Below are 23,209 nucleotides of genomic sequence, written 5' to 3'. Positions count from 1 at the left end.
GTTCCGTCGCTGTGCTCCAATAGCGTCCCGTTGGTCTTAGGGAGCGGCTTAGTTGCGGATGGGGCCATTGTAGTCTACCGTTGTGCGCCCATCGGCTGCCACAGTCACAATGGTTTCCAGTGATGGGGTAGAGGCGGACACCCCATTAGTTACTCGATAGCCTAGCACCCGGAAGGTATAGGAGCCATCAGCATTGCGCACGTAGGGAGCCTGCAACACTGGACCGTGCATCGATTGATCGGCTCGATAGCGGGTTAAACCACCATTGACCCGCTCAGCCGCTTGCCGGGCATAGTTGCGTGCCCGCACCAATTCGGCAATGTTGGTGGTCATAGGTTCATTTCCACGCATTTGAGCCATGGCCGTGGGTAGAGTGGGTGGGGCGATCGCTAGGGGGACAACACCCAGACAGAGAAGGACACTGAGCCATTGACCGTAGCAAGATAACAGCATAATCGACCGTTTAATGACAACCTTACCTTAGCGCTTCGTAAACTACCCCGCCCGATAGAGGACGGGGCTTTCAGCAGCCCTCAAGACAACATCCTACAATGAGCAAGACAGTATCTTGGAGCCTCTAGGGGTGTTTACAAGACCCCCCAAAGTAGCGATATTTTTCGCTCCATTCACATCAGCATCACCTATCCAGCCGCAGGACAGGTTCAGGCACGCACACCTTTTGCCCTGCCGATGACCTATCACGTTGCAACAATGACAGGTTTTCGAGGTGTAGCGGGGGGCTACACGCTTGACGGCTACGCCAACCTTCACGCCCTTGTAGGCGAGGAATTGGCGAAGCTGATAGAGCGCCTAGCTATTACTGCATCGCCGTTCAGTCTTGGAACGGGGCAATTCGTTGGTGCGTTCTCGGATGCCGGTGAGATCGTCAATTGCGATGGCCTGATTTATCGCCTTAGCCTGCTGGATGGGTCGATAACTGATGGTGTGGTTCACTGCTAGGATTATACGCTATTGGCGGCTTTTCGGGGTGTCGCAGCCAAAGCCCACCGAAGGTGTACCCCTCAGCCGCCGCTCCTATCCTTCCGCGGCTTGTCGAAGCGCGGGGATTCTCGGAGGTTGTGTTGAGAGGAATGCTTGCAGCGTCAGCTTTGGCGGTGTGCCGTCAGATCTAAACCAATGACTTGGGTATGTTGCCCCCGGGCTTGAGTGACCCCAATGGTGCGCTGTGCGGCCTCAATCATTGGACGACGGAGGCTAACCACGATAAACTGAGCATCTTGACTTTGCTGCTGAATCATTTTTGCCAGTCGCTCTACGTTGGCTCCGTCCAAGAACATATCCACTTCATCAAAGGCATAAAAGGGTGAGGGGCGATAGCGTTGCAGGGCAAAGATAAAACTCAACGCTGTCAGCGACTTTTCTCCCCCGGACATCGAGGCCAACCGCTGCACCGGTTTACCTTTGGGGTGCGCCACAAGGTTTAACCCTCCGGCAAAGGGGTCTTCGGCATTTTCGAGCTGTAAGTACCCATCCCCGTCAGAGAGGGTGGCAAAAATCGTCTGAAAGTTGGCATTGACTGCTTCAAAGGCTTCTCGGAAGGATTGATGGCGCAGGGTGGTAAAGTTTTCAATGCGCAGCAGAATTTCGGTGCGCTCGGCCTCAAGAACGGCCAGCTTCTCCTGAAGTTCGTTCAGGCGGGCTTGGGTTGCCTCAAATTCACTAATGGCTAGCATATTCACTGGCTCTAGGCTGCGCAGGCGTTTTTCAAGGGTTTGGCACTGCTGTTGAATATCTGTGAGGGTCAGTTCAGCGGGAACCTCTGGCAGCGGATCTGGCAAGGGGGGATGTTCAATGGTCTCTAGTTCACGGTACTGGCGTTGAAGGGTGGCGATGGTTTCTGCAGCTTTTTGCTGTTGCCATTCCAGTTGTTGGTAGGCTTGCTGCGCCTGTCGCAGTTGATAGTCTTGGCGATCGCGATCGCCTTTGAGGGTTCCCAATTGATCTTCAAGGCGGCTGAGGGTCTGCTGCTGCGCTTGAATTTGAGCGGTTAAATCCGCAAGGGTCTGATCAAGGATTTGCTGTTGGCAGAGGGTGTCCTGTTGAGTGCGGCGGAGGCGGTCAATGTCGGTGTCGGTTTGCTGCAGGTCGCGCCCTACCTGCTCAAGCTGACGTTGGAGGTACCCTAAGGCTTGATCAAACTGTTGAAGAGCGGCCACAGCAGCGGCATACTGCGTCTCTTGCTCCTGTAGTTTGCTTTGCAGTTGTTGCCAGTGCTGGTGGCTTGGGTTGGCCTCTAGGGCACTCAGTGCCAGTCGCTCTGCCGCGAGTTCTGCGTCTAGTTCAGGGAGCCGCGTTTGCAGTGCCGCCAGCTCGGCTTGGCTGATGTGCAAATCCGTGATGACTTGCTGGTGTTGGCGCTCTAGTTCCTGCTGTTGGCGCGCCTGCTGCTGCTGTTGCTGTTGGAGGTGCTGCCACTGGCGTTGGCGATCGCGGTGGGTTTGCCGTGCCTCCGCAAGGGCTTGGCTCAATTCGTTGACAGCGGCTTGCTGTTGGCTGCGCTCTTGCAGTAAGCGATGGAGTAAACGTTCGATTTCGCTGAGGCGATCGCGCAACTGTGTCATTTCCGCTGACTCTTGGGGGGTGCTACTCTGGCCAAAATGCAGTGTACTAGTGCGGCTGTGGCTACCACCGGTCATAGCTCCTGAGGGTTCTAATAGCTCTCCGTCGAGGGTGACCATGCGATACTGCCCCAAATACTGGCGAGCGGCTTCAAGGGTATTAAAGACCACTGTGGTGCCAAAAACGTAGGCAAAAATCGGCGCATACTCGGGAGCAAAGGTCACTAAGTTCAGGGCGTAGTCAAGGGCACCGTCCACAGACAAGGGCGCAAGCGGTTTGGGACGTACTATTTTATTCAGAGGTAAAAAGGTTGCCCGACCCGCCCGCTCCCGCTTGAGGATGGCGATCGCCGCTGCCGCCACACTGTCATCCGCCACAACAATATTGCCAAGGCGCGCCCCGGCGGCAATCTCTAAGGCTAATTGGTATGGGGGAGCCACCTGCCCAAGTTGAGCCACGGTGCCCAACACGCCGGGCAAGTCCGCGTTTAAAATCAGGCGTGCGGCATAGCTGCCTTGGGTTTCTTGCACCGCCTGCTGACGCGCATCCAGTTGATCCAGTTCCCGCTGTTTTTGGCGTTGCTCCCGCTCTAGGCGTTGGTAGGTGTCCTCCGTTAGAGCCAGGTGGTGCTGAGCTGCGGCGAGTTGCTGGGCAAGGGTTTGTACCTGCTGTTCACTGGTGGTTAGCTCTGTAGTTGCCCTAGCCAGTGCACTCGTCAATTCTTCGTGCTGGCTTCTGAGGGCGATCGCCGCCTGCTCTAGGTCTCCTTGGCGGCGGCTCAATTGGTGCGATCGCTCCAGCAGACGCGAAAGTTCACTGCGCCCGGGTTCTAACTCATGAATGATCTGATCAATGCGTTGCCGCCGTTGACGATGCTCAGCAAACCAAGCTTGGGCAGCAGTACTCAGGTCTTGGGCTTCGCGGCGCAGTTGGTTGAGGGTCTCCTCCGCCGTAGCAGCCGCCTGTACCAACGCTTGCCGCTCGTGGGTCTGCTGCTGGGCGAGTTGCGCTCCTAGCTGCTGCTGCTGTGCCAGTTGCTCTTCGCGTCGAGCCTGCTGAGCCTGTAACTGCTCCCCTATAGACTGTTGCTGCTGTTGCAAGTCCTGCTGCTGCCGCTGGCATTGTCGCTGCTGTGCTTGCAGATCCGCCAAGTGAGCCTGCACCCGCAGATACTCCTCTTCGCCGAGCGCTTTGACCTGTTGATTGAGCTGCTCAAGGGTAGTGATGGCGGCAGCAATCTGTGCCTGCTGTTGCTCAAGTTGCTGCTGGCGGGTTATCTGTTCCTGTTTTAGCTGCTGGAGTTGTGCCGCCAGTTGAGCTTTCTGCTGGGCGTGGGCTTGCCACTGCCGTACTAAAAGCCACTGCTCCCGTTCCTGTAGCTCTTGGCGCAGGGCTTGGTACTTTTGGGCTTGGATCCGATCTCGATCGAGGCGATCGCGCCGCTGAATGAGTTCATGTTCAACAATCCGAAAGCGCTCCTCACGCTCCTTCACCGTGTCAAGTTTTTCCCGTGCTTGGGCAATTTTGCGGTCAAAATCTGCCACCCCCGCTAATTCGTCAATGATTTCGCGGCGCATTTTGGCATTCATCGAAATAATGCCAGTCACATCCCCCTGCAACACCACGTTATACCCTTGGGGATAGATGCAAAACGCCTGTAACTGCTCGTGCAGTTCATTGAGCGTGCAGGGTTGGTCATTGATGGCATAGGTCGAGGTATAGGTGCCCTGCTTTGTTACCCGCAACCGCCGCGTTACCCGCCATTCAGCGGTATCATCAAGGGCAAAGGTCACCGTCACTCGGGTTTCCACAACACTGTGACCACGGCGCGTTTGGCTGTGGTTCACTAAATCTGGCAAGCGCTCCGCCCGCATTCCCTTAGAACCGGCCAGCCCCAAGGCAAACAGTAGGGCATCCAAAAGGTTAGACTTCCCCGATCCATTCGGCCCCGAAACAACGGTAAAGCCCGGTAACAGCGGAATCAGCGTTGTGCCGCCAAACGACTTAAAATTCGTGAGTTCAAGCTGCTTAATATACACAGGCGAGGATGCGTTGCCAACCGTTTCATTATGCACAAGAATGCCATGAGCGCACGAGGCCAGTAGCGCGATCGCCTGTGGATGAACTCAAAGACCTAAGTCTGCCAAAATATCGGTGGCATGGGTGTCCGTTTTCACACTGGTATAAACGTGGGTAATAATGCCATTGCCATCAATGACGTAGGTCACCCGCTTGGCATAACCCCCACCATCAACATCGTAGGCTTTGATAATGGACTTGTTGACATCGGCGAGTAAGGGAAAGGGGAGACTAAATTTTTCGGTAAATTTTTGGTGAGAGGCTTCGTCATCACCACTGACCCCCAACACAACAATACCTTTCTCCTGATACGCCGCGTAGTTGTCCCGGAAGCTACAGGCTTCTTTGGTGCAGCCCGGGGTGTCGTCCTTGGGATAAAAGTAGAGAACAACGGTTTTCCCAGCAAAGTCTGCCAACGAGACCGGCTTACCCGTTGTATCTGTGGTAGTAAAGGCCGGAGCAGGGGTGCCAACCGCTAACACCATAGTGAAACATCTCCCAGTTTTAAGTTTTGTAACTATATTATCGGCAACGGCGGGGCGATGGTGCAATGCTAATAATGAATGCGCGGATCTACCCACGCATTGATCATATCAATCACAATACTGGCAACAACAACAATCACCGCAAAGAAAACAATAATTCCCTGTACAGTTGGGTAGTCCCGCAGGGCAATGGCTTCGTAGAGGCGATTCCCCAGTCCCGGCCAAGAAAAGGTGACTTCGGTGAGCACTGCCCCCCCCAACAGGCTGGCTAGGGTCAACCCCAGAACGGTGATGACGGGAATTAGGGCATTTTTTAGGGCATGGTGAACCAGAATTCGGGATTCGGGGATGCCGCGGGCGCGAGCTGCTTCAACGTAGTCAGCAAGCAGGGTTTCTTTGAGGTTGACGCGGACAATGCGCTCAAAAATACCACTGAGGACAATCCCCAAGGTTAATGCCGGCAGTGTGAGGTAGTAGAGGGCAACGCCAAATTGGGGCAGGTTAAGGCTGAGCAGGGCATCGAGGGTGTAGAGTCCGGTGGGGCCATTGGGGGGGGAGAGGGTAATGGGGTAGCGCGTGCCTAGGGGTAACCAGCCTAGTTCTACCGCAAATAGCAGTTGCAACAGCATCCCCAGCCAAAATAGGGGTAAGGCGTAGGTAATAATGCCAAACAAACGCCCGCCTATATCCCACGCGGATCCCGCTCTAACGGCTGCGACGCTACCGATGATGACCCCCAACCCGAAGGCAATCGCCAAACTAAAGAGCGCCAGTTCTGCGGTTGCTGGAAAGTGGTTGGCAATAATTGTCGTAACTGCCTCCCCTTGGCTAGTGAGGGAGGTGCCCAAATCGAAGTGGAGCAATTGGCCAAGGTAGGTCAAATACTGTTGCCACAGGGGCTGAGCTAAGCCTAACTGTTGCCGCAGCGCCTCCTTGACCGCAGCCGGTGCCCGCGGCCCCAACACCGCATCGACGGGATCCCCCGGCGTGGCTCGCAGCAATAGAAATACGATGGTCACAATCGTCCAGAGCATGAGGGGTGCAAGCAGCAGCCGCACCAGCAGGTAGCCTTGAAGAGCGCGGAGTCGAGACATAGCAGTAAACTAGGGTTGCCCCTCACCCTACCACCCTAGGGCACACTGGCGGTGTTAGTCTTGAGACGTGTCTGATAGCCGCAGGCGATCGCGCTCCAAGGCAGCTAAAAAGCGTTTTTCCACACTGTCGGCAGCAATTTGCAGGATTTGGTCAAGGGGGGTATCGTGCATAAACTTACTAGCAGCAGCGCTATACTCGCGGTTGGGGCAGCGATCGCCTAGGACACAGCCATTGACACAGGCTTCGGCACAATTAATGGTTTCGGGGGTTAAATCAGTCATGGTGCTTTGGTGCTCAGAGGAATCCTTCAAATTTTAACAAGGGGTGCACCGCTGCCAAAATTGGCACAGATCGGCATATAGACATGGGCTAGAATCGTACAGACAGTACCCCTCAATGGCACACTGCTCCTAAGGACTCCCTATGCGCAAAAAATGGGTCACGCTTCTGGTTTTAATTTTGGGGATCATTCCCTTTGTGGCCATTTCCTTGGTGCCCTTGCTCACCAGTGCCTTTACTAAACCCGCAGAGACTCCCACCCCTGTCGCCAGTCCTAACACCAGTGACCAAGTGGCCGAACTGCAAGCTCAGGAAAAAGGCTATCAATTGGTCTTAGAGCGCGAACCCAATAACCCCACCGCGCTCGAAGGCTTAGTGATGACCCGGCTCCAACTGATTCAACTGGGGAAAGGCAGCATTAAGAGCGTGATTGATCCCCTGAAAAAATTGGCGGCACAGCGCCCTGAGCAAAGTGAGTATGCCATCCTGCTAGGTCAGGCACAGCAGCAAACGGGAGATCGCGAAGGGGCAGCGCAAACCTACCAAGCAGTTTTAGCGAAAGCACCCGGCAACCTCAACGCCCTGCGTGGCCTTGTTGATCTCTATCTGCAAGAAAATCGCCCCCAAGCCGCCCTAGGTCTGATTGAAGAGACACTCCAAGGCGCAGAGCAGGCCAACCAAGTCCAACCCGGCAGCGTGGATGTGACCTCGGTACAACTATTGCTGGGGGACATCTACATTGCTCAAAAACAATTTGGCGAGGCGCTGACCCTGTTCCAAAACCTTAGCAAGGAACATCCGGCAGATTTCCGCCCAGTGCTGGCGCAGGCGATGACCCTCACCGAGCAAGGAAAAGCCGCTGAAGCCGCGCCCTTGTATGCCAAAGCAGTAGAGCTGGCACCCGCAAAGTACAAAGACCAAATCCAGCGGGCGGCGCAGCAAGTGCAGCGCCAATCTGAATCTGCAGCCCCCACAGAATCCACAGAATAAGGGAATTACGTAAACTGCTGGCTCAGCATTAGGGGATTGTGAACCGTGATTTTCTTCTTGTGAATTGAAATCATATTTTGATCGCGCAGTTCCCCCAGCAAACGAGTTACGGTGACGCGGGTGGAGCCAATCGCCTCGGCGATCGCCTGATGGGAGAGCTTCAGATCAACTGTCACGCCAGCACTGGTGGGGATGCCAAAATCGCGGCAGAGGATGAGTAAAAAACTCACTAACCGTGACCCCATATCACGGTGGGCAAGGGTTTCAATCATCATTTCTGTCTGTAAAATCCGTGACGATAACCCCTGAATCATAAACATGGGCAGGGAGGGGTCTTCGTGCATGGCTTTTTCCMCCTGTTCAATGGGAACCGCCAGCAACTCCACACTGGTAAAGGCAACGGCATGGTAAAACCGATCCGAGCGGGTACCCGTAATCAGGGACAGGACGCCAAATACGGTATTCTCCCGCAGCAGCGCCACGGTAATTTCTTCCCCCGCCTCATAGACCCGTGAGAGTTTAACGGCACCTTTGAGCAAAAAATAGACCTTTTCCGCTGGATCCCCCGGAAAGAAAATTGTTTTCCCCCGCTCATAGGTTTCAGTTGTGGCAGGAAAAAGCCCACTAGCCATGTGGCGAAAGACGGTTGCTAATGGTTGTTCTCTATTCATGACCTACTGTGGCTGTTCGATCCAAGGTAGTGGTTCAGTTGCCTGAGCCTCCCCCGCGTGTGGCATAACGTTCCTGAAAACAAAACTACACTACCGTTTGCGGAGAGTTTAGCTTTGAGAGATTAGTTAAACGGATTCAGGGGCACTTTTTTGTATCATGACACACATTTTTCCGAGAGAATTAACGGTGGCCGTCTCAGATAGTACAGTAGTGCCCCTACCAGTGGTAGCACGGTCCACCACCGCCACGGGCGATCGCCCATAGCGCGTCGCGCCCAATCATCCGGCAACAGGAGCGGAAACAACAGGGATAGCAGGCAAAAGTCAAGGGTCATGACGTGAATAAAGCGGCTAGAGCGCCATTGCTGCCAAAAGTCGGCCCACTCACCCCAAAGGAGGCCATAGCCGAGAAGTACCATCACTAGAAGCGATAAAAGGATAGCGGTTCCCCGCCACTCCCAGAGTTTGAGACCCTTGTCCAAGGTGCCGATCACCCGTGGATTGGGTTGGCGCAGCGCAAGGTAGGGCAAGAGGGCAAAGGCACCCACAAGAAAACTAGCAGCCACAAACGGCCATGCCGGGAACCGTTGACCGCGGCCATCCACTGCCAAAATGCCAGCGTAGAGAAGAGGCCATACCCCCATCAAATTAAAGAGGCTAACAATCAAGGGGTTAATGCCCTGCCAGTCGCCAAGCGCCAAGCGCTGAATCAGCTCCCATGTCTCGGGGCGATCGGGGGGGGCTAAGAAAAAACTGTAGAGGATAAGGCTGAGCCACAGTGCCCCTAAAAAGAAACGGTACCAAGAGGACACGAGCAAACTTGACAGGGTGGAGGGTAACGAGTTGTTCAATTCTGGCCTGTGTTCAACGAGACGCTAGAGTGTCCCGCAGTAGGGGATAGTCTTCACTAGTATATTAAAGAATTGTTTCCTATTAAAGAATTGTTTCCGGCGTGCAGACACAACAATAGACTTGAGACTCAGTAAACTGTCCCAAGCCTATGCTCAAAGAAACGTTGGTGCAGCCGCTCTAGTACGCCAAGCCCATACTGCGGGTGGTTTCAGCGCCCAGATAAACACGGATGCTTAAGAAATCGGTGGGGCAGGCGGTTTCGCACCGCTTACAACCAACACAGTCTTCGGTGCGGGGGGAGGAGGCAATTTGCCCAGCTTTACAACCATCCCAAGGCACCATTTCCAGCACATCGGTGGGGCAGGCCCGCACACACTGGGTGCAGCCAATGCAAGTGTCGTAAATTTTTACAGTGTGAGCCATGTAATAACCGCTCCTAAACGATCAGGATACAGGGGTTGCCCTGCGGATGCCGTGCACCAAGGTACTCCCCACGGGACGACAGTAAGGGCAGTCTGGAGATAAATACCGAGAATTAGGATACCGCAGTGGCTGTAGTCTAAGTTGAGGAGCAGCAACAAACTTCAAAGAATGTAACTTTTTTGTAAAGTCTTATGAGGACTCCCCATTGTGTCTCAGGTGCATCTTAAGGATTACGAGCAAGCTCAGCTAAACGTCATTCGCCGCTGGCTTGCCCATGATGAAGCAGGCATGGCACACCTGTTCGATCCAGTCACCACTGCACTACAGGGGGGAATTGCCCCGTTGTTACCTCCAGAGGGGCTGACGGTTCTCCGTGCTGTGTGCGATCGCCTCCTTGGGGCGAGCCATCAGGAGTGGAATCATCTGCGGCGGCAACTCTCGGCAGACCTAGCAGAAATAAAGGATTGGCAAGACTTGCAGCAGCAACCGCTAGAGGTGTGCGATCGCCTGCAAGGACGGGTACAGGCGATCGCCTTGGGACAGGCCACCGTAGAGGGGCTGCTCACTGCCCCCCTAGAAGGGGTAGGGGAACTGGCGGATGTGGGGCTAACCCTTCTATTAGGGCTAAAAACCATTCAGCGAGTTGGGTTATGCTATGGCTTTGGTTCAGCGGCAGTCTTTGAGCAGGAAATTGTTTGGAGCACCTTGGCAACCAGCTTTGCAGCCACAGCGGTGGAGCGGCAGCATACGCTTGGCAGTCTCTTGGTTCGGGATCCAGACCTACCCCGGCAGACGGTGGCCGAGTTATTGACAGACACCGCTCTAGAAACACTCACAGATACCACTGTTGAAGCAGTGTTTGAGCAAGCCATCATCAATTTAAGCGAGGAGCTGAGCGGTGAACTGGTGCCGCTGGTGGGGGTGGTGTTGGGGGTCGCTGCCAATGACCAATTTGTCATGCAAGTCGCGACAACAGCTCGCTACGTCTATCAACTACGGTGGTTGTTGCGTACCTACGGCGGCAGGGGCACCGATCGCGCCGTTAGCTGATCCCCCAAGTTGCACCTGTTGCTGGATAGCACGCTCACCCATGCCAAAGATCAAGAACAGGTGGGCGGCTAAAACTGGCTTCAAACTCCGGCTGAACAACTTCCCGTGCCCCCAACTGGTAGAGCAGTTCAATATCGCGATCGCCTTCCCCAACACATCACACACCTTACCGCCGAGCGCCTTTTGCTTAACCTTCAACAAGTGCAGGGCTAGCAGATGCGTTTAGGGGAGAAAAGAGGAGGGCAGGGTATAATTTGGGTAGCAGCCTTGCTCTCTAGGCATGATGCAGGAGGGGTTATGCCAACCGTACAACACTATTCCCACGAGTTTATTAATCAATTGACCCCCCAAGACGTAGCCGCCCTAGCGCAGCGACTAGAGGAGGACGACTACGACACTCCCTTTGCTGCTTTAGAGGATTGGCATCTCTTGCGCTCCTTGGCATTTCAGCGGCCAGAACTTGCAGAACCGTACCTATACCTTCTTGATTTAGAAGCCTTTGACGAGTCCTAAGGTTGCCCCCCATTTACTGGTGGGGGTGGGCGGTGGTATTGCTGCCTACAAAATCTGTGATGTTATTTCCACCCAAGTAAAAGCGGGTTGGACTGTTTCAGCAATTTTGTCAGAAACTGCTGCCCACTTTATTACGCCTCTCACCCTATCGACCCTCTGTCGGCGGTCTGTTCTTACGGATGCTGATTTTTGGCACCCCCAAGCGCCCCGGCCACTGCACATTGAGTTAGCGGAAACGGCCACGTTGCTGCTCATTGCCCCGTTGACGGCGAATACCCTTGCTAAATTAGCCTATGGCTTGGCAGATACCCTGCTGACGAGTACAGTGCTGGCCTCCAACATGCCTATCCTCGTGGCACCGGCGATGAATACCCGCATGTGGGAGCAGCCCACTGTGCAAGCCCACTGGCAGCAGTTACAGCAGCAGCCTCGCTACCATTGCTTACCCCCAACCCACGGCCGCCTTGCCTGTGATAGCGTTGGCATGGGCCGCATGGCTGAGACGAGCGAGATTATTGCCTACCTTGATTCTTTGGCGCACACCCACGGCCAGCGAGACCTCAGTGGCAAGCACTTGCTGATTACCGCAGGGGGCACCCGCGAATACTTGGATGCAGTGCGCTTTATCGGCAACCCAGCCACTGGCAAGATGGGGTTAGCGTTAGCGCGCGCAGCGGTACATCGGGGGGCACGGGTCACGCTGGTTCACGGCATCCTCAGTGAACCAGTGCCACCGCAGGTCACGGCCATTGCTGCTGAAACAAGTGAGCAACTGCAAGCGGCGGTGATGCAGGTGTGGCCAACGGCAGATTGGCTGGTGATGGCCGCAGCGGTAGGGGATGTCCGCCCCGCCACCCAGTACGCTGGCAAATTACCGAAGGCGCAGCTACCGACGGCGTTGCCCTTGGCCACTATTCCCGATATTTTGACCATGGCTGCCCAAGGTCGCCAGCCCCACCAACGGCTGATTGGGTTTGCCGCTCAAACAGGAGACATTGAGCCAGCGGCACGGGCAAAGTTAGCCCACAAAGGTTTAGACCTGATTGTGGCCAATGCAGTGGATCAGCCAGGATGTGGCTTTGGCACACAGGAGAATGCGGCTCTTGTCCTCGGCAGTGATGGGCGTTCCCATCGGTTGGCACGGATGCCCAAGTTAATACTGGCGCATCACATTTTTGATCTAGCGCAGGCATGGCTAACCTGAAGCAGCAGCTAACGGTGCTTCCTTTACCGCCCCATGTGCAGCGGGCGATCGCCGCGGCGGAAACCCTTGACTCCTTGGCCACCGTGGTGCAGGAGTTGGCCGAAAATGCCCTTGATGCTGGAGCGAGCCGCATTCATGTGCACTGGCACCCCCAACTGTGGAGTGTAGAGCTGACCGATAATGGCCATGGCATCCATGCCGTTGACTTACCGCACGTGGCACTCGCTGCCACCACCAGTAAATTGCCCCAGAATGGGGATTGGATGCAGGTAACGACCCTTGGCTTTCGCGGCCAAGCTCTGCACAGTCTTGCCCAGATGGCTGAACTCACCATCTGTAGCCGCCATGTCGAGGCAGAGACAGGTTGGTGGGTTCGCTACGATCGCCACGGAAATGTTCAAGCACAACGCCCCCAAGGGATGGCGGTGGGCACCCGTGTCGAAGTGCGACAGCTATTTCAGGACTGGCCGCAACGGCGACAGGGGCAACAGGCTAAACAGTTGCAGCGGCGACTTCAAGAACTCGCCCTGTGTTCGCCAGCGGTCGCATGGCATGTTCTGCGCGGCCAAAAACGCTGGTTGCATTGGCCTGCTGTCACCTCCCTTGGCGATCGCCTCCAACAATTCCTACCACAACTGAATCCCGCAGATTTACGCCAGTACCAAGATCCCCAAATTGAACTGGTGCTGGGGCTACCGGATCGCCACCATCGCCCTCGCCCTGACTGGCTGGGTGTTGCCATTAACGGTCGCTGGGTCGAACTCCACAGCCAACCCACATGGCAGCAGATCCTGCTGGAAGCCTTTGGCCGCAGCCTACCCCGGCAGCGATTTCCCCTGTGCTTGGCTCACCTGCATTTGCCACCCAGTGCCATTGACTGGAGCGCCCAGCCCCAAAAACGCACCATCTACTTGCGGGATGCCGAGCAATGGCAAGCGCTGCTCAAGGAACGGATCGCCGACCTGTTGCACTCTCCGGTGACCTTGAGTCCTCCTGCTAGCTACCAGCTGCTAAAAACTGCCGAACCAGCGGGACGCTACCGCAGTATTGCCCCCCAACCCTCACTTCAGCACCTGAAAGCCGTGGCTCAATTGCATCAAACCTATATTGTCGTTGAGCAGCAGGATGGGGTATGGCTCATCGAGCAGCACATTGCCCATGAGCGGGTACTCTACGAACAAATTGAAGCAGATTGGCAGGTTATCGAGCTGTCTCAACCTTTACTCATCGAGGCATTAACCCCTGAACAGGTGAACCGTCTCCAAGAGTGGGGACTCGACATTGTTCCTTTTGGCACCTGCGTTTGGGCGGTGCGTAGCCTGCCCCAGTTGTTGGAGTCTCGCGCAGATGCCACAGCAGCTCTGCTTGAACTCTCTCAGGTAGCTGATTTAACAGCAGCAAAAGTGGCAGTGGCTTGCCGTAGTGCTCTGCGCAATGGCACCCCCTTATCTCTGCCTGAAATGCAAACCTTGGTGGATCAGTGGTCTAGCTGTCGCCAACCCCATACCTGTCCCCATGGGCGACCGATTTGCCTACAACTGAGTGAATCGTCGCTTGCTCGCTTCTTCCGCCGCCATTGGGTGCTGGGCAAGAGTCATGGTCTGTAGGCCATACCTCACCGTTGGCTGTCAAGTGGGATTTCCCGACATGACTTGCCTAGAATGCCGAAATTGCAACAAAGCGTAATACCCCTTAAGGTAAGGACGGAACAACACTGCCTAAGCTTTAGCGGCTAGCTGGTGACTTTGGTGCAGTTATTTTAGGCAAGTTGTTTACCGCTGGCGATCGTGATGGAGTTCCACGTGGCAACAGTGTAAAAATCCCTGCCACATCCATTCCTCGAGATAGCTATATCATTTGATTTCTTGATCTTAACCGAGCAACGGTTCGTTTGTTCATTCGTGAGTGAATTGGCAACTTGCCGAGTTTTGAGGAGGCATGAGGATGCGGATTGCTCAGATTGCGCCTTTGTGGGAACGTGTTCCTCCCCCAGCCTATGGCGGTACGGAATTAGTGGTTAGTTTACTATCGGATGAATTAGTGCGGCGAGGGCATGAGGTGACCCTCTTTGCCACGGGTGACTCAAAAACCCTGGCACGGCTGGAAGCTGGATGTGCTGAGGCGTTGCGTCCCCAAGGGATTTTGCCACCGGAGTATGTGGTTTATGAGCAAATGCAACTGAGCAAGGTCTTTCAGCAGGCGGCGGACTTTGACTTAATTCATTCCCATGTGGATTACCCCGCCTTGCCCTATGCCAGCTTGACGAAAACACCCGTGGTTCATACCCTGCATGGTCTTTTCACCCCCCTCACGGAGCAGATATTTGTCCAGCATCATAACCAAAATTTTGTCAGTATCTCGAATTCGCAACGGCGTTCTGATTTAAATCTCAACTACGTAGCCACGGTCTATAATGCGATCGCCACCGATCGCTTCCAGTTTTACCCGCAACCGGACGAACCACCCTACCTCGCCTTTTTGGGGCGGATGTCCATCGAAAAAGGCCCTCACCTAGCGATCGCGATTGCCAAGGCGGTAGGCATCCCGCTGAAGATGGCTGGCAAGATTGATTTTTCCAACCAAACGTTTTTTGAACGGGAAATTGCTCCCCACATTGATGGCCAGCAGATTCAGTTTTTAGGGGAAGCCAACCATGCTATGAAGAATGAACTGATGGGGCGCGCCCTAGCAACCCTGTTTCCGATTACGTGGCAAGAACCCTTCGGCCTCGTGATGGCTGAATCCATGGCCTGTGGAACGCCTGTGATTGCCATGGCCTTGGGCGCTGCCCCGGAGGTGATTGCCCATGGTCGCAGCGGGTTCTTGTGCCACACCGTTGAGGACTGTGTTGCCGCTGTCCGCCAAGTATCACACATCGATCGGGCGGCCTGTCGTGCCTATGTTGAAGCCCACTTCCATGTTGATTGCATGGTGAATGGTTACGAAGCCGTCTATGAGGCTGTGCTGCGGGAACGCTTCGCCCAGAATGGTCATCTGCACACTCCCTTACGACTCGCCAGCTAAGTGTCTGGTGAATGTCTGCCAGCCGTAGATCGGGAAAGCTTCTCCCATCCCCACCGGCCTAACACGTATCAGGAGGAGATGGTCTATGACAGTCGCCCAGCAACCGTCAGTCACATTTCTTGCCCTTGGCTATCCCCCCCAGCCTACGCAGGGGCATTGGGTTCACTCGCTGGCCACTGCCTTAGGGCACCAAGGTTGGCAGGTGAATTGGGTTACAACCGCCGCCGGTCAATCTCCGCAGGGATTTTCCAAGGGAGACACCCCACAAACGCTTGCTTCAAAGGAAACGCTACCTGAACGCGAACTGACTAGCTTAGCCTCCACATGTCAACTGATACCCATAGAACTGGACATAGATGCTCAGCCGTGCGAGCGATCGCTCAAGCAGGCGGCCCAAGCCATCCTTGCCCAGCAAACTCAGCGCGGGTTGATCAGCCCCCTCTTCCATAGTTTTGATGATGCCTCAGCCCATCTTGGCCAATACTTCAAAGCGTGCTATGGTTGGCGCTGGCTCCATACCCCGCCCCTAGGGCAAAGCCAGATGGGAACGATCAAGCACACCGGCGCTGAACCCGATCAGTGGCTCCTTTGGCAGGGGATGGCCACTGGTACTGGGGATGATGAGGTCAATCGGCAACGCCAGCGGCACTATGGGGGCTTCCGCCGCGATCCTTGGGCGGCGATCGCCACCCACCTGCATAATATTTATCGCCAGCACTTAGCCGCCTATGTAGGCGCTCGTCACGTCGAGATCCCACCTGTGGTAACCTTACCGATTGCTCCAGACCACCTACCCTCCCAAGATCGCGAACTGATGCTGGCCCATGCCTAATCCATCCATGAATCATCCATCTGGTTTCCCTGAGCCGCTGTCCTCACCCTCCACCAACCCAGGAATCGAGCCACAGGCCGATTCACCGCCAACGGCAATGCCCCCTGCCGACTCCAGTGACCCCATATCTGTTGTAGAGTTGGGGGATGGACGTACCTTCGCCCCTGTGCAGGAGGCAACAGAGACGCAATGGCCCTGTACCCAGAGCCGACGCCAGCAGACAACGTTGATCCTGAAAGATAATGACATCTTCTTAATCACGGATCCGCTGGGGAATATCACCTGCTTTGATAACCGGGATGAGACGCACCTCGGTCTCTTTTGCCGTGATACCCGTTTCCTTAGCCGACTAGAGTTGCAATTTGAGCGTCAACCGCTGATCCTGCTAAGCAGTTCCGCCCAGCGCGGGTTTGCCCTATCGGCGCAGTGTGCCAATCCGGGAACATCGCAGATTCCACCGGAAACGGTGAGTATTCAGCGGGAGCTGGTGTTGCAAGGGGGGCTGCTAGAAAAATTGACCCTGACCAACTATGGCAAGCAGCCCGTTAGCTTTGAACTGAGTTTGACCTTTGAGGCTGACTTTGCTGACCTCTTTGAGATTCGCGGCTGGGTACGTCAACGTACGGGGTTACGGATGCGCCAGCTTCGAGATGCCGAAGACGATGTATCGCTGAGTGCACCGTCGTCCGCCGCCGTCTCTCAAGATGCACCATCAACCCTGTCCTCCTCCCGCTCCCAGGCTCTAGTCCTCGCCTATCGCGGGGTGGATGGGGTCTTTATGGAGACCCGTATTGACTTCTATCGCCATCAGCCCGATCGCCTAGAGGGATATACGGCCATCTGGCACCTGCTGTTGCTCCCCCATGCCACAACGGTGTTGGGCTATCGGCTACAGCCCTTTGTAAATAATGAACCCGCTTCATCGGTGAGCATCCCAGCAACCGTCAGCCAAGCGCTAGCGGCGGAAACGATGGAGATGCAGCAGTGGCAAGAGTGTACTACCCAGTTTTACGCTGACGATCGCCCCTTGCAGCAAATCCTTGATCGCGCCACCCAAGATATTTACCTGCTACAGCAGACCTTTCCCCTTGGGGACGACACCGATGAAACTGGGCAAGCCTTGGCAGCGGGTATTCCGTGGTTTTCCACCCTGTTTGGGCGCGATGCCCTGATTGCAGCGATGCAGACCTTGATTCTCAATCCGGATATTGCTCGCCAGACGCTGATGGTTCTAGCCGCCTATCAGGGACAGGCCACCAACGAATGGCGGGATGAGGAACCCGGGAAAATCCCCCACGAGTTGCGCCGGGGGGAAATGGCTCGCTGTGGCGAAATCCCCCATGATCCCTACTATGGCACGGTGGATGCTACGCCCCTGTGGCTGATGCTCTATGCCGATTACTATGCCTGGACGGGCGATCGCGCCTTTTTGGAACAGTACTGGCCCCACGCCGAAGCGGCGATGGCGTGGATTGATCGCAACTGTGCGGCTAGCGGGGGGTACTTAACCTACGAACGCAAGTCAGCGGGTGGGTTACACAATCAAGGCTGGAAAGACTCAGGGGATTGCATTGTCAATGCCAAAGGGGACCTAGCAACGGGGGCGATCGCCCTCGTGGAGGTGCAGGGGTATGTTTATGCGGCTCGGATGCGCCTGAGTCAATTGGCTTACGCTCTTCACAAGCCGAACTTAGGCGATCGCTGGCAGCGGGCAGCTCAAACCCTAAAAGCCCAGTTCCAGAGAGACTTTTGGCTGCCGGAACAGGGGTACTTTGCACTGGCTCTCGATGGCGATGGCCACCCCGTAGATAGCATTACCTCTAACCCGGGGCAGTGTTTGGGGTTAGGGCTATTCAGTCGCGAACAGGCTCAGAGCGTTGCTGAACGCCTGAGTGCTCCGGATTTGTTCAACGGCTGGGGGATTCGCMCCCTCAGCAGTACCTCCCCCGCCTACAACCCGATGGGGTATCACTTGGGTTCGGTGTGGCCCCACGACAGCGGTCTGATTGCCTTGGGGCTGCGCAGCCTAGGCTATACGGAACAGGCTCTAGAAATTGCCCAAGGTCTTTTGGACATGACCGCCCAGCAGCCCTACTACCGCCCGCCGGAACTCTTTTGTGGTTTTGCCCGCACTGCCGATAGCCCCCCAGTTCGCTATCCCGTGGCCTGCTCACCCCAAGCCTGGGCCACCGGCAGCATCTTTCACCTCATCCAAGTGATGGTTAATCTTGTTCCCGATGCCCCCAATAACTGTTTGCGGGTGGTGAATCCGACGCTATTACCCGACGTTTACTATTTATCCCTGCGTAACCTACGCATTGGCCAGACATGGTTGGATCTGGAGTTCGAGCGAGCCAATGGCGCAACGGCCTGCCGCGTAGTGCAAAAACGGGGCAATTTACGGGTCATTATCGAAGCCTGAGCTGGTGGTTTACAGATAGTACTGGTCTGGGGAATCGTTGCGATCGCGCTGGATCGCATAGAGATGGGCATACAGTCCCCCTTGTGCCAGTAGCTCGTCATGGTTGCCCTGCTCGCAGATGGTGCCTTCGTTGAGAACCACAATTTTATCGGCATCGCGAACCGTACTGAGGCGGTGGGCAATGATAATCATGGTGCGGGTACCAGTAATCGTCCGCAGCGCTCGCTGAATATCCCGCTCCGACTCGTAATCTAGGCTTGACGTTGCTTCGTCAAAGACCAGCACATCGGGATCCGCCAACAGCGCCCGGGCAATCCCTAGGCGTTGCCGTTGCCCCCCCGACAGCCGCAGCCCCCGCTCCCCCACAATTGTCCGATAGCCATGGGGAAGTTGTTCGGCAAATTCATCCACCCGCGCAATGGCACAGGCACGATAAACTGCTTCCGCATCGGCATCGGGGTGAGCGTAGGTGAGGTTATCCCAGAGGGTGCCGTTAAACACGTCCACTTCTTGGTGCACAATCGCCAACCGCTTACGATAGGCGCGCACATCAAGGGTTTGAATGTCTTGGCCATCCACGAGAATCTGGCCTTGATCCGGCTGGAAATAGCGAAAGAGCAACTTAATGAGGGTTGACTTCCCTGAGCCGGAACGCCCCACCAAGGCGACGGTTTGACACGGCGGAATCAGCAAGGTAATATCCCGCAAAATTGGCCGTCCGGGGACATAGCTAAACCAGACGTGCTGGAAATCTACCTTGCCAGAGAGTTGAAGTTGGGGAATGGCAGCTTGCCCGAGGTCAATGCTGTCTCGCCCTGAGGGTAGCTCCATAAATTCATGGAACCGCAGCACTGAGGCATAGCGCCGCGCAAACACTTCCGCCACCTGCGAGAGGGGGGTAATTTCGGCGTAGGCCATACTGGCAAGGGTGTAGATGGTAATGAAATGGCCAAGGGAGACCCGCCCAGCAATCGTGGCGGCCAAGGAGAACCCCAACAAGCTAAAGAGGCAACACTGCACAAGGGTGCCTTGCCACGTAATGAGATACATGTAGCCGCGGTGGATGCGATCAATCACCATCTTGAACTCGCGATCCAGTCGATGGCGCTGCCGCTCTAGTTCGCGGGCTTCGTTAGCAAAGGCTTTAACGGTTTTGATGTTGGTAATGATCTCGGAGGTACGGCTTTCGGTGTTTTCAATGTGGCTGTCGAGAATTTCTTCTTTTTGGATAATTCGGCGCAGCGATCGCAACGTTAGCGCCAAGATCACACTAAAGGAGACAATCAAACCAAGGGCAACCGGCCAGTCGAGCCACCATAAAATCAGGCCAATGCCCAGCACCCGCACCAGCTTAGGAATTAGTTGACCGGCAACTTCAGGATAGCTCCACGTATGGTTAGAGATGCCTTTGTTGACACGGTTGGCAATCCGACCGGGGTTATTTTCCTCAAAAAACTCTAAGGGTAGGCTGAGAATTTTTTCCACTGCTTTGCGGCTGTGATCTCGGCGCGCCGCAAGGGCGATCCACCAGTGGAACCACACCCCCACCCACGGCTGGACAGGAGCGCGGATCACCGTTGCTAAAAAGACCAGCGCACCCAGCACAGCAAGGTTCACCTGAAACGTATTGGTTACGCCAGTGAATCGGGTCACCGTTTCGGCGATCGCCACTATCGGCGCATCCAGTGGTTGCTGCGAGAGCAAATTGAGAATTTGACCAATGGCATAGGGAACCAGGAGATCCACTAGCTCGCAAACGCTAGCCGCAATAATACTTGTGAGGGCGATCGCCCGGTAAGGACGATAGTAGGACAAAATTGAGCGAAAAGATGCCATAACATCGATGCTCAGCAACAAATGTCTCGATTTTAACAAATTTTAATAATGCCGTTTTTTTCTAAGGTGGCGGTGGCTCACCATTGGCGGGATTAGCGGGCGGTGGCTCAGCGTTGCCTGCGTCATTGGTTGGCGGGGGGGGTGACTCAACCACCGGTGGGGTCGGCGATGGCGTAGCCACTGGCGGGACTGTGGGACTTGGCGTGGGGGTGGGCACGGCCAAGGTGGGTTCCGGCAGCGGTTGCTCTAACTCAGGCGTGGGGCTCTCCACTGGCTCTGGCGTCGGTGATGGGGTGGGTTCCGGTTCTGGCGTGTTCGTTGGTGTGGGGGTGGGGGTGGGGGTTGGGGTTACCTCAAGGGGGGGGACAACCGTCGGTAAGGTGGGGGGAAATTCCTGTTCTTGAGGCTGCAAGGGCGGCGGCACAACGGTGTCCACCGGCTGACTCCGTAACAGCAGACCCAGCCCTGCGCCAGCAAGCCCACCAATAAGTGCGGTTCCCAGCAGCCATCTCCAAGGTGACACGCCTGATCGCTGAGGGGAGGGTAGCACTGCCACCCCGCCCTCCGGCTGAGTTGCCCCTAAGGCAGTGCGATGTTTGGGCATCACCGCCACCGTTGCCGTAGTTTGACGAGCCACATTACCCCCTTCTAGGAGTTGTAACCATGCCCGCACACTTTGGGGGCGCTCTCGCACATCCAGCGCCATCCCCCGTTCAATGGCGTCAATGGTGCGTTCACTGAGGTTGGGCTGGAACTGGCGCAGGTCTTCAAGGGGGACGCGATCGCGCAGCACCGACGCAACGGGCGGTTGACCGGCCAACAGCGCATAAAGCGTTGCTGCCAACGCATAGACATCGGTGGCGGGAGTCCATTGGTGGCGAGGTAAATACTGCTCAACCGGGGCATAGCCTGCCGACAGCAACCCCGTATTGGTTTCAGTGACTCCGGTTGTATATTCACGGGCAATACCAAAATCAATCAGCACCACCTGATTGGTGCCTTCGCGGAGCATGATGTTATCGGGCTTGACATCGCGGTGCAGAATGCCGTGCTCGTGTACCAAATCAAGGGCGCTGGCCACTTGGCGAATGTAGTGCAACGCTGTTTTTTCCGGCAGTGGCCCCTGCTGCTGAATCACTTGAGCGAGGGTCTGACCCGCAATATAGTCCATGACAATAAAAGGCCGACCCGCCTCAATAAAGCAGTCGCTCACCCGCACAATATGGGGGTGCTGAAACTGAGCAAGGCGTTGGGCTTCTTGGATAAAACGCTCCCCCAGATCATGGATGCGCTTCGGCGGCTCCTGTTGCAGATTGAGGGTTTTGAGAACCACTGGCTGATTCAGCAGGGTGTGGGTGGCGCGGTAGGTAACCCCAAACCCTCCCTGACTCAACAAGGCATCAAGACGATACTTCCCGCCTTGAAGGGTACTACCTGCACTCAGCATACTCAGGGAGGACATAGGCACCTTAAGGACGCAGCGTCGAAGAAGGGGGTTGCGGCATTGTTAACGGGGCTGGCCGTTGACTAAGAATAACCAAGCGATAGCCCAAGTATGCAGGTAATGTCGCCATTATCATCAAGATTATCACGGACAACAGCGACCCCCAGTGAAACCGGGAGCCATAGTAACTACGGTAGGGATCATAGCCAGCCTGAGGCACAATTTTTTCCCGTAGAGCCATCGGCCGCTTAAAGCGTAAGCGCCGATCATCCAGTTTTTCAAATAAGATCCATCCCCCTTGGGCTTCTTCACGACAAACCTGCCGCAGCACTTCAGGGTCATGGAACTGATTACGCAGCGATCGCACAATTTTGAATTCCCAACCCCCTAACTGAGCCGATGGTTTCCCTTGGGGATCGGGTGGTTTTGAGGGGTAGGTGGTCAACTGTTCCTCTTCTTCATACGCCTGTTGGGTTTGGTCGTGTTGCCAGCACCACCACTGGCGGTACAGCAGGGCAGAAAAACCCAAGCTGCCGCTCATTAAGGATAATAGAATCACTTCGGCCATGGTGCTGCATTGGTGCTAGGGTCTGATCGGCGATCATACCGGAAAAGCAGATGGTTGTTAGGGTGGGTCACGACTGTCACGGCGACGGATAAAATGGCAAATTCCGCGCTCTGAGGCACTAATAAAATCGCAAAACTCTTGAATGAGGGGATGATCCAGTTGTTCCCGCAACTGCTGTACCGCTTGGGAGGTGTTCAGCGCAGAGCGGTAGAGCACATCAAGGGCATGTTTCAGTATGTGCCGCTCCTGAGCAGAAAACCCCGCACGCCGTAAGCCCACCACATTTAACCCCATGATCGTATTGGTGCTCAGGCTGCGGGTCATACAAAAGGGCGGGACATCTTTTTGTATGGCCGTTCCCCCAGACAGCATCGCTAAACGGCCAATACGGGTAAACTGGTGCACCAAACAGTTACCGCTAATAAAGACGCGATCGCCAATGTGGGCATAGCCGGCAATCAGTGCATTATTGGCGATCGTGACATAGTTCCCTACATGAACATTGTGGGCAAGATGACTATAGGCCATCAGTAAACAGTCGTGACCCACGTGGGTAACAGACTCAGCCTGCGTACCGCGATGAATCGTAACCCCCTCGCGCAGCGTACAGCGATCGCCAATGTGGACATAGCTCAGACCACCGCGGTAGGACACATCCTGCGGTAAGTCACCAATCACTGCGCCACTGTGAACCCTACAGCCTTCCCCTAAGCGGGTGTGCCCCAGCAATGTGACGTGGGGGGCTAACTGCGTACCCCTGCCAATTTCAACCGTACCGGCAACATAGCAAAAGGGACCAATCTCCACATCCTCCGCAATCCGCGCGCCCGCCTCAACAATCGCGGTTGGATGAATCCCCATT

22 protein-coding genes are annotated in these 23,209 nt (G+C 55.5%); 9 read left to right on the top strand and 13 right to left on the bottom strand.

Annotated elements, in window-relative coordinates; translation table 11 throughout:
- Nucleotides 1–48 precede the first annotated feature (48 nt).
- On the bottom strand, nucleotides 49–453 hold the full coding sequence (locus tag L5220_RS06460; RefSeq protein ID WP_499572431.1) for a hypothetical protein: 405 nt from the start codon (nucleotides 451–453) through the stop codon (nucleotides 49–51).
- A 93-nt stretch (nucleotides 454–546) separates the two neighbouring features.
- Nucleotides 547–771, bottom strand: coding sequence for a zinc ribbon domain-containing protein (locus L5220_RS06455; protein WP_499572429.1), 225 nt, complete (start codon nucleotides 769–771; stop codon nucleotides 547–549).
- On the opposite strand from L5220_RS06455, the gene L5220_RS06450 reads away from it, so the two are divergent.
- The gene (locus L5220_RS06450; RefSeq protein WP_499572510.1) at nucleotides 712–960 is read left to right on the top strand and encodes a hypothetical protein; all 249 of its coding nucleotides are present in this window, start codon (nucleotides 712–714) and stop codon (nucleotides 958–960) included. The two genes, L5220_RS06455 and L5220_RS06450, sit on opposite strands and share 60 nt — an antisense overlap.
- Before the next feature lie 143 nt (nucleotides 961–1,103).
- Here the strand turns inward: L5220_RS06450 and smc are convergent, their stop codons facing one another.
- The 4 genes from smc to L5220_RS06430 form a co-directional block, all read right to left on the bottom strand.
- Nucleotides 1,104–4,619, bottom strand: coding sequence for a chromosome segregation protein SMC (gene smc, locus L5220_RS06445; RefSeq protein ID WP_499572427.1), 3,516 nt, complete (start codon nucleotides 4,617–4,619; stop codon nucleotides 1,104–1,106).
- 87 nt (nucleotides 4,620–4,706) lie between these two features.
- Nucleotides 4,707–5,144: a peroxiredoxin gene (locus L5220_RS06440; RefSeq protein WP_099799063.1), complete on the bottom strand. Its 438-nt coding sequence runs from the start codon at nucleotides 5,142–5,144 to the stop codon at nucleotides 4,707–4,709.
- A 68-nt stretch (nucleotides 5,145–5,212) separates the two neighbouring features.
- Complete coding sequence (locus L5220_RS06435; RefSeq protein ID WP_499572425.1) at nucleotides 5,213–6,238, bottom strand: ABC transporter permease; 1,026 nt, start codon at nucleotides 6,236–6,238, stop codon at nucleotides 5,213–5,215.
- Nucleotides 6,239–6,292: 54 nt separating this feature from the next.
- Complete coding sequence (locus L5220_RS06430; protein WP_099799064.1) at nucleotides 6,293–6,520, bottom strand: hypothetical protein; 228 nt, start codon at nucleotides 6,518–6,520, stop codon at nucleotides 6,293–6,295.
- A 142-nt stretch (nucleotides 6,521–6,662) separates the two neighbouring features.
- Between L5220_RS06430 and L5220_RS06425 the strand changes: the two genes are divergently transcribed.
- A complete protein-coding gene (locus L5220_RS06425) occupies nucleotides 6,663–7,508 on the top strand; it encodes a tetratricopeptide repeat protein (RefSeq protein WP_099799065.1) in 846 nt (281 codons plus the stop codon).
- A gap of 5 nt (nucleotides 7,509–7,513) precedes the next feature.
- On the opposite strand, the gene ntcA is transcribed toward L5220_RS06425, so the two are convergent.
- The 3 genes from ntcA to psaC all read right to left on the bottom strand — a co-directional run bounded on the left by ntcA (nucleotide 7,514) and on the right by psaC (nucleotide 9,454).
- Nucleotides 7,514–8,179 carry a global nitrogen regulator NtcA gene (ntcA, locus tag L5220_RS06420; RefSeq protein WP_499572423.1) on the bottom strand — a complete coding sequence of 222 codons (666 nt, stop codon included), beginning with the start codon at nucleotides 8,177–8,179 and terminating at the stop codon, nucleotides 7,514–7,516.
- Between the two features lie 155 nt (nucleotides 8,180–8,334).
- Complete coding sequence (locus L5220_RS06415; RefSeq protein WP_499572419.1) at nucleotides 8,335–8,991, bottom strand: DUF2834 domain-containing protein; 657 nt, start codon at nucleotides 8,989–8,991, stop codon at nucleotides 8,335–8,337.
- A 217-nt stretch (nucleotides 8,992–9,208) separates the two neighbouring features.
- A complete protein-coding gene (psaC, locus tag L5220_RS06410) occupies nucleotides 9,209–9,454 on the bottom strand; it encodes a photosystem I iron-sulfur center protein PsaC (protein WP_011056855.1) in 246 nt (81 codons plus the stop codon).
- 207 nt (nucleotides 9,455–9,661) lie between these two features.
- Here psaC and L5220_RS06405 point away from each other — a divergent pair, with 207 nt between their 5' ends.
- The 7 genes from L5220_RS06405 to L5220_RS06375 all read left to right on the top strand — a co-directional run bounded on the left by L5220_RS06405 (nucleotide 9,662) and on the right by L5220_RS06375 (nucleotide 18,499).
- Complete coding sequence (locus tag L5220_RS06405) at nucleotides 9,662–10,504, top strand: EcsC family protein (RefSeq protein WP_448527695.1); 843 nt, start codon at nucleotides 9,662–9,664, stop codon at nucleotides 10,502–10,504.
- Nucleotides 10,505–10,801: 297 nt separating this feature from the next.
- Entirely contained in the window at nucleotides 10,802–11,017 is a 216-nt protein-coding gene (isiD, locus tag L5220_RS06400) for a protein IsiD (protein ID WP_099798636.1), read from the top strand.
- Nucleotides 11,004–12,221 carry a bifunctional phosphopantothenoylcysteine decarboxylase/phosphopantothenate--cysteine ligase CoaBC gene (gene coaBC / locus L5220_RS06395; RefSeq protein WP_448527694.1) on the top strand — a complete coding sequence of 406 codons (1,218 nt, stop codon included), beginning with the start codon at nucleotides 11,004–11,006 and terminating at the stop codon, nucleotides 12,219–12,221. Before isiD ends, coaBC begins: the two co-directional genes overlap by 14 nt.
- Nucleotides 12,209–13,828, top strand: coding sequence for a DNA mismatch repair endonuclease MutL (gene mutL, locus L5220_RS06390; RefSeq protein WP_499572416.1), 1,620 nt, complete (start codon nucleotides 12,209–12,211; stop codon nucleotides 13,826–13,828). Before coaBC ends, mutL begins: the two co-directional genes overlap by 13 nt.
- A 337-nt stretch (nucleotides 13,829–14,165) precedes the next feature.
- Complete coding sequence (locus tag L5220_RS06385; RefSeq protein WP_448513667.1) at nucleotides 14,166–15,245, top strand: glycosyltransferase family 4 protein; 1,080 nt, start codon at nucleotides 14,166–14,168, stop codon at nucleotides 15,243–15,245.
- An 85-nt stretch (nucleotides 15,246–15,330) separates the two neighbouring features.
- Nucleotides 15,331–16,077 carry a hypothetical protein gene (locus L5220_RS06380; protein WP_499572414.1) on the top strand — a complete coding sequence of 249 codons (747 nt, stop codon included), beginning with the start codon at nucleotides 15,331–15,333 and terminating at the stop codon, nucleotides 16,075–16,077.
- Complete coding sequence (locus L5220_RS06375) at nucleotides 16,070–18,499, top strand: amylo-alpha-1,6-glucosidase (protein WP_499572412.1); 2,430 nt, start codon at nucleotides 16,070–16,072, stop codon at nucleotides 18,497–18,499. Before L5220_RS06380 ends, L5220_RS06375 begins: the two co-directional genes overlap by 8 nt.
- A 9-nt stretch (nucleotides 18,500–18,508) precedes the next feature.
- Here L5220_RS06375 and L5220_RS06370 read toward each other — a convergent pair whose 3' ends face one another.
- The 4 genes from L5220_RS06370 to lpxA all read right to left on the bottom strand — a co-directional run bounded on the left by L5220_RS06370 (nucleotide 18,509) and on the right by lpxA (nucleotide 23,208).
- Nucleotides 18,509–20,335, bottom strand: a complete 1,827-nt coding sequence (locus L5220_RS06370) for an ABC transporter ATP-binding protein (RefSeq protein WP_499572410.1) — start codon at nucleotides 20,333–20,335, stop codon at nucleotides 18,509–18,511.
- A gap of 61 nt (nucleotides 20,336–20,396) precedes the next feature.
- On the bottom strand, nucleotides 20,397–21,797 hold the full coding sequence (locus L5220_RS06365) for a serine/threonine-protein kinase (protein WP_499572408.1): 1,401 nt from the start codon (nucleotides 21,795–21,797) through the stop codon (nucleotides 20,397–20,399).
- Nucleotides 21,798–21,804: 7 nt separating this feature from the next.
- Entirely contained in the window at nucleotides 21,805–22,347 is a 543-nt protein-coding gene (locus L5220_RS06360; protein ID WP_099798643.1) for a hypothetical protein, read from the bottom strand.
- A 57-nt stretch (nucleotides 22,348–22,404) separates the two neighbouring features.
- Complete coding sequence (gene lpxA, locus L5220_RS06355; RefSeq protein WP_099798644.1) at nucleotides 22,405–23,208, bottom strand: acyl-ACP--UDP-N-acetylglucosamine O-acyltransferase; 804 nt, start codon at nucleotides 23,206–23,208, stop codon at nucleotides 22,405–22,407.
- Between the last annotated feature and the right edge of the window lies 1 nt (nucleotide 23,209).

Origin of the sequence: Synechococcus sp. PCC 6716, from assembly GCF_022570815.1 — a bacterium.
GTDB classification, from domain to species: Bacteria; Cyanobacteriota; Cyanobacteriia; order Thermosynechococcales; family Thermosynechococcaceae; genus Thermosynechococcus; species Thermosynechococcus lividus.
Note: the sequence above shows the minus strand (reverse complement) of the source record. Positions and strands in the feature narration are given on the sequence as shown.

Excerpts from the sequence above, each read along its gene's own strand:
- L5220_RS06460 (WP_499572431.1), bottom strand. The coding sequence starts at position 453 with ATGCTGTTATCTTGCTACGGTCAATGGCTCAGTGTCCTTCTCTGTCTG.
- L5220_RS06450 (WP_499572510.1), top strand. The coding sequence starts at position 712 with ATGACAGGTTTTCGAGGTGTAGCGGGGGGCTACACGCTTGACGGCTAC.
- L5220_RS06440 (WP_099799063.1), bottom strand. The coding sequence starts at position 5,144 with ATGGTGTTAGCGGTTGGCACCCCTGCTCCGGCCTTTACTACCACAGAT.
- L5220_RS06435 (WP_499572425.1), bottom strand. The coding sequence starts at position 6,238 with ATGTCTCGACTCCGCGCTCTTCAAGGCTACCTGCTGGTGCGGCTGCTG.
- L5220_RS06430 (WP_099799064.1), bottom strand. The coding sequence starts at position 6,520 with ATGACTGATTTAACCCCCGAAACCATTAATTGTGCCGAAGCCTGTGTC.
- L5220_RS06425 (WP_099799065.1), top strand. The coding sequence starts at position 6,663 with ATGCGCAAAAAATGGGTCACGCTTCTGGTTTTAATTTTGGGGATCATT.
- psaC (WP_011056855.1), bottom strand. The coding sequence starts at position 9,454 with ATGGCTCACACTGTAAAAATTTACGACACTTGCATTGGCTGCACCCAG.
- isiD (WP_099798636.1), top strand. The coding sequence starts at position 10,802 with ATGCCAACCGTACAACACTATTCCCACGAGTTTATTAATCAATTGACC.
- mutL (WP_499572416.1), top strand. The coding sequence starts at position 12,209 with ATGGCTAACCTGAAGCAGCAGCTAACGGTGCTTCCTTTACCGCCCCAT.
- L5220_RS06385 (WP_448513667.1), top strand. The coding sequence starts at position 14,166 with ATGCGGATTGCTCAGATTGCGCCTTTGTGGGAACGTGTTCCTCCCCCA.
- L5220_RS06380 (WP_499572414.1), top strand. The coding sequence starts at position 15,331 with ATGACAGTCGCCCAGCAACCGTCAGTCACATTTCTTGCCCTTGGCTAT.
- L5220_RS06370 (WP_499572410.1), bottom strand. The coding sequence starts at position 20,335 with ATGGCATCTTTTCGCTCAATTTTGTCCTACTATCGTCCTTACCGGGCG.
- L5220_RS06365 (WP_499572408.1), bottom strand. The coding sequence starts at position 21,797 with ATGTCCTCCCTGAGTATGCTGAGTGCAGGTAGTACCCTTCAAGGCGGG.
- L5220_RS06360 (WP_099798643.1), bottom strand. The coding sequence starts at position 22,347 with ATGGCCGAAGTGATTCTATTATCCTTAATGAGCGGCAGCTTGGGTTTT.
- lpxA (WP_099798644.1), bottom strand. The coding sequence starts at position 23,208 with ATGGGGATTCATCCAACCGCGATTGTTGAGGCGGGCGCGCGGATTGCG.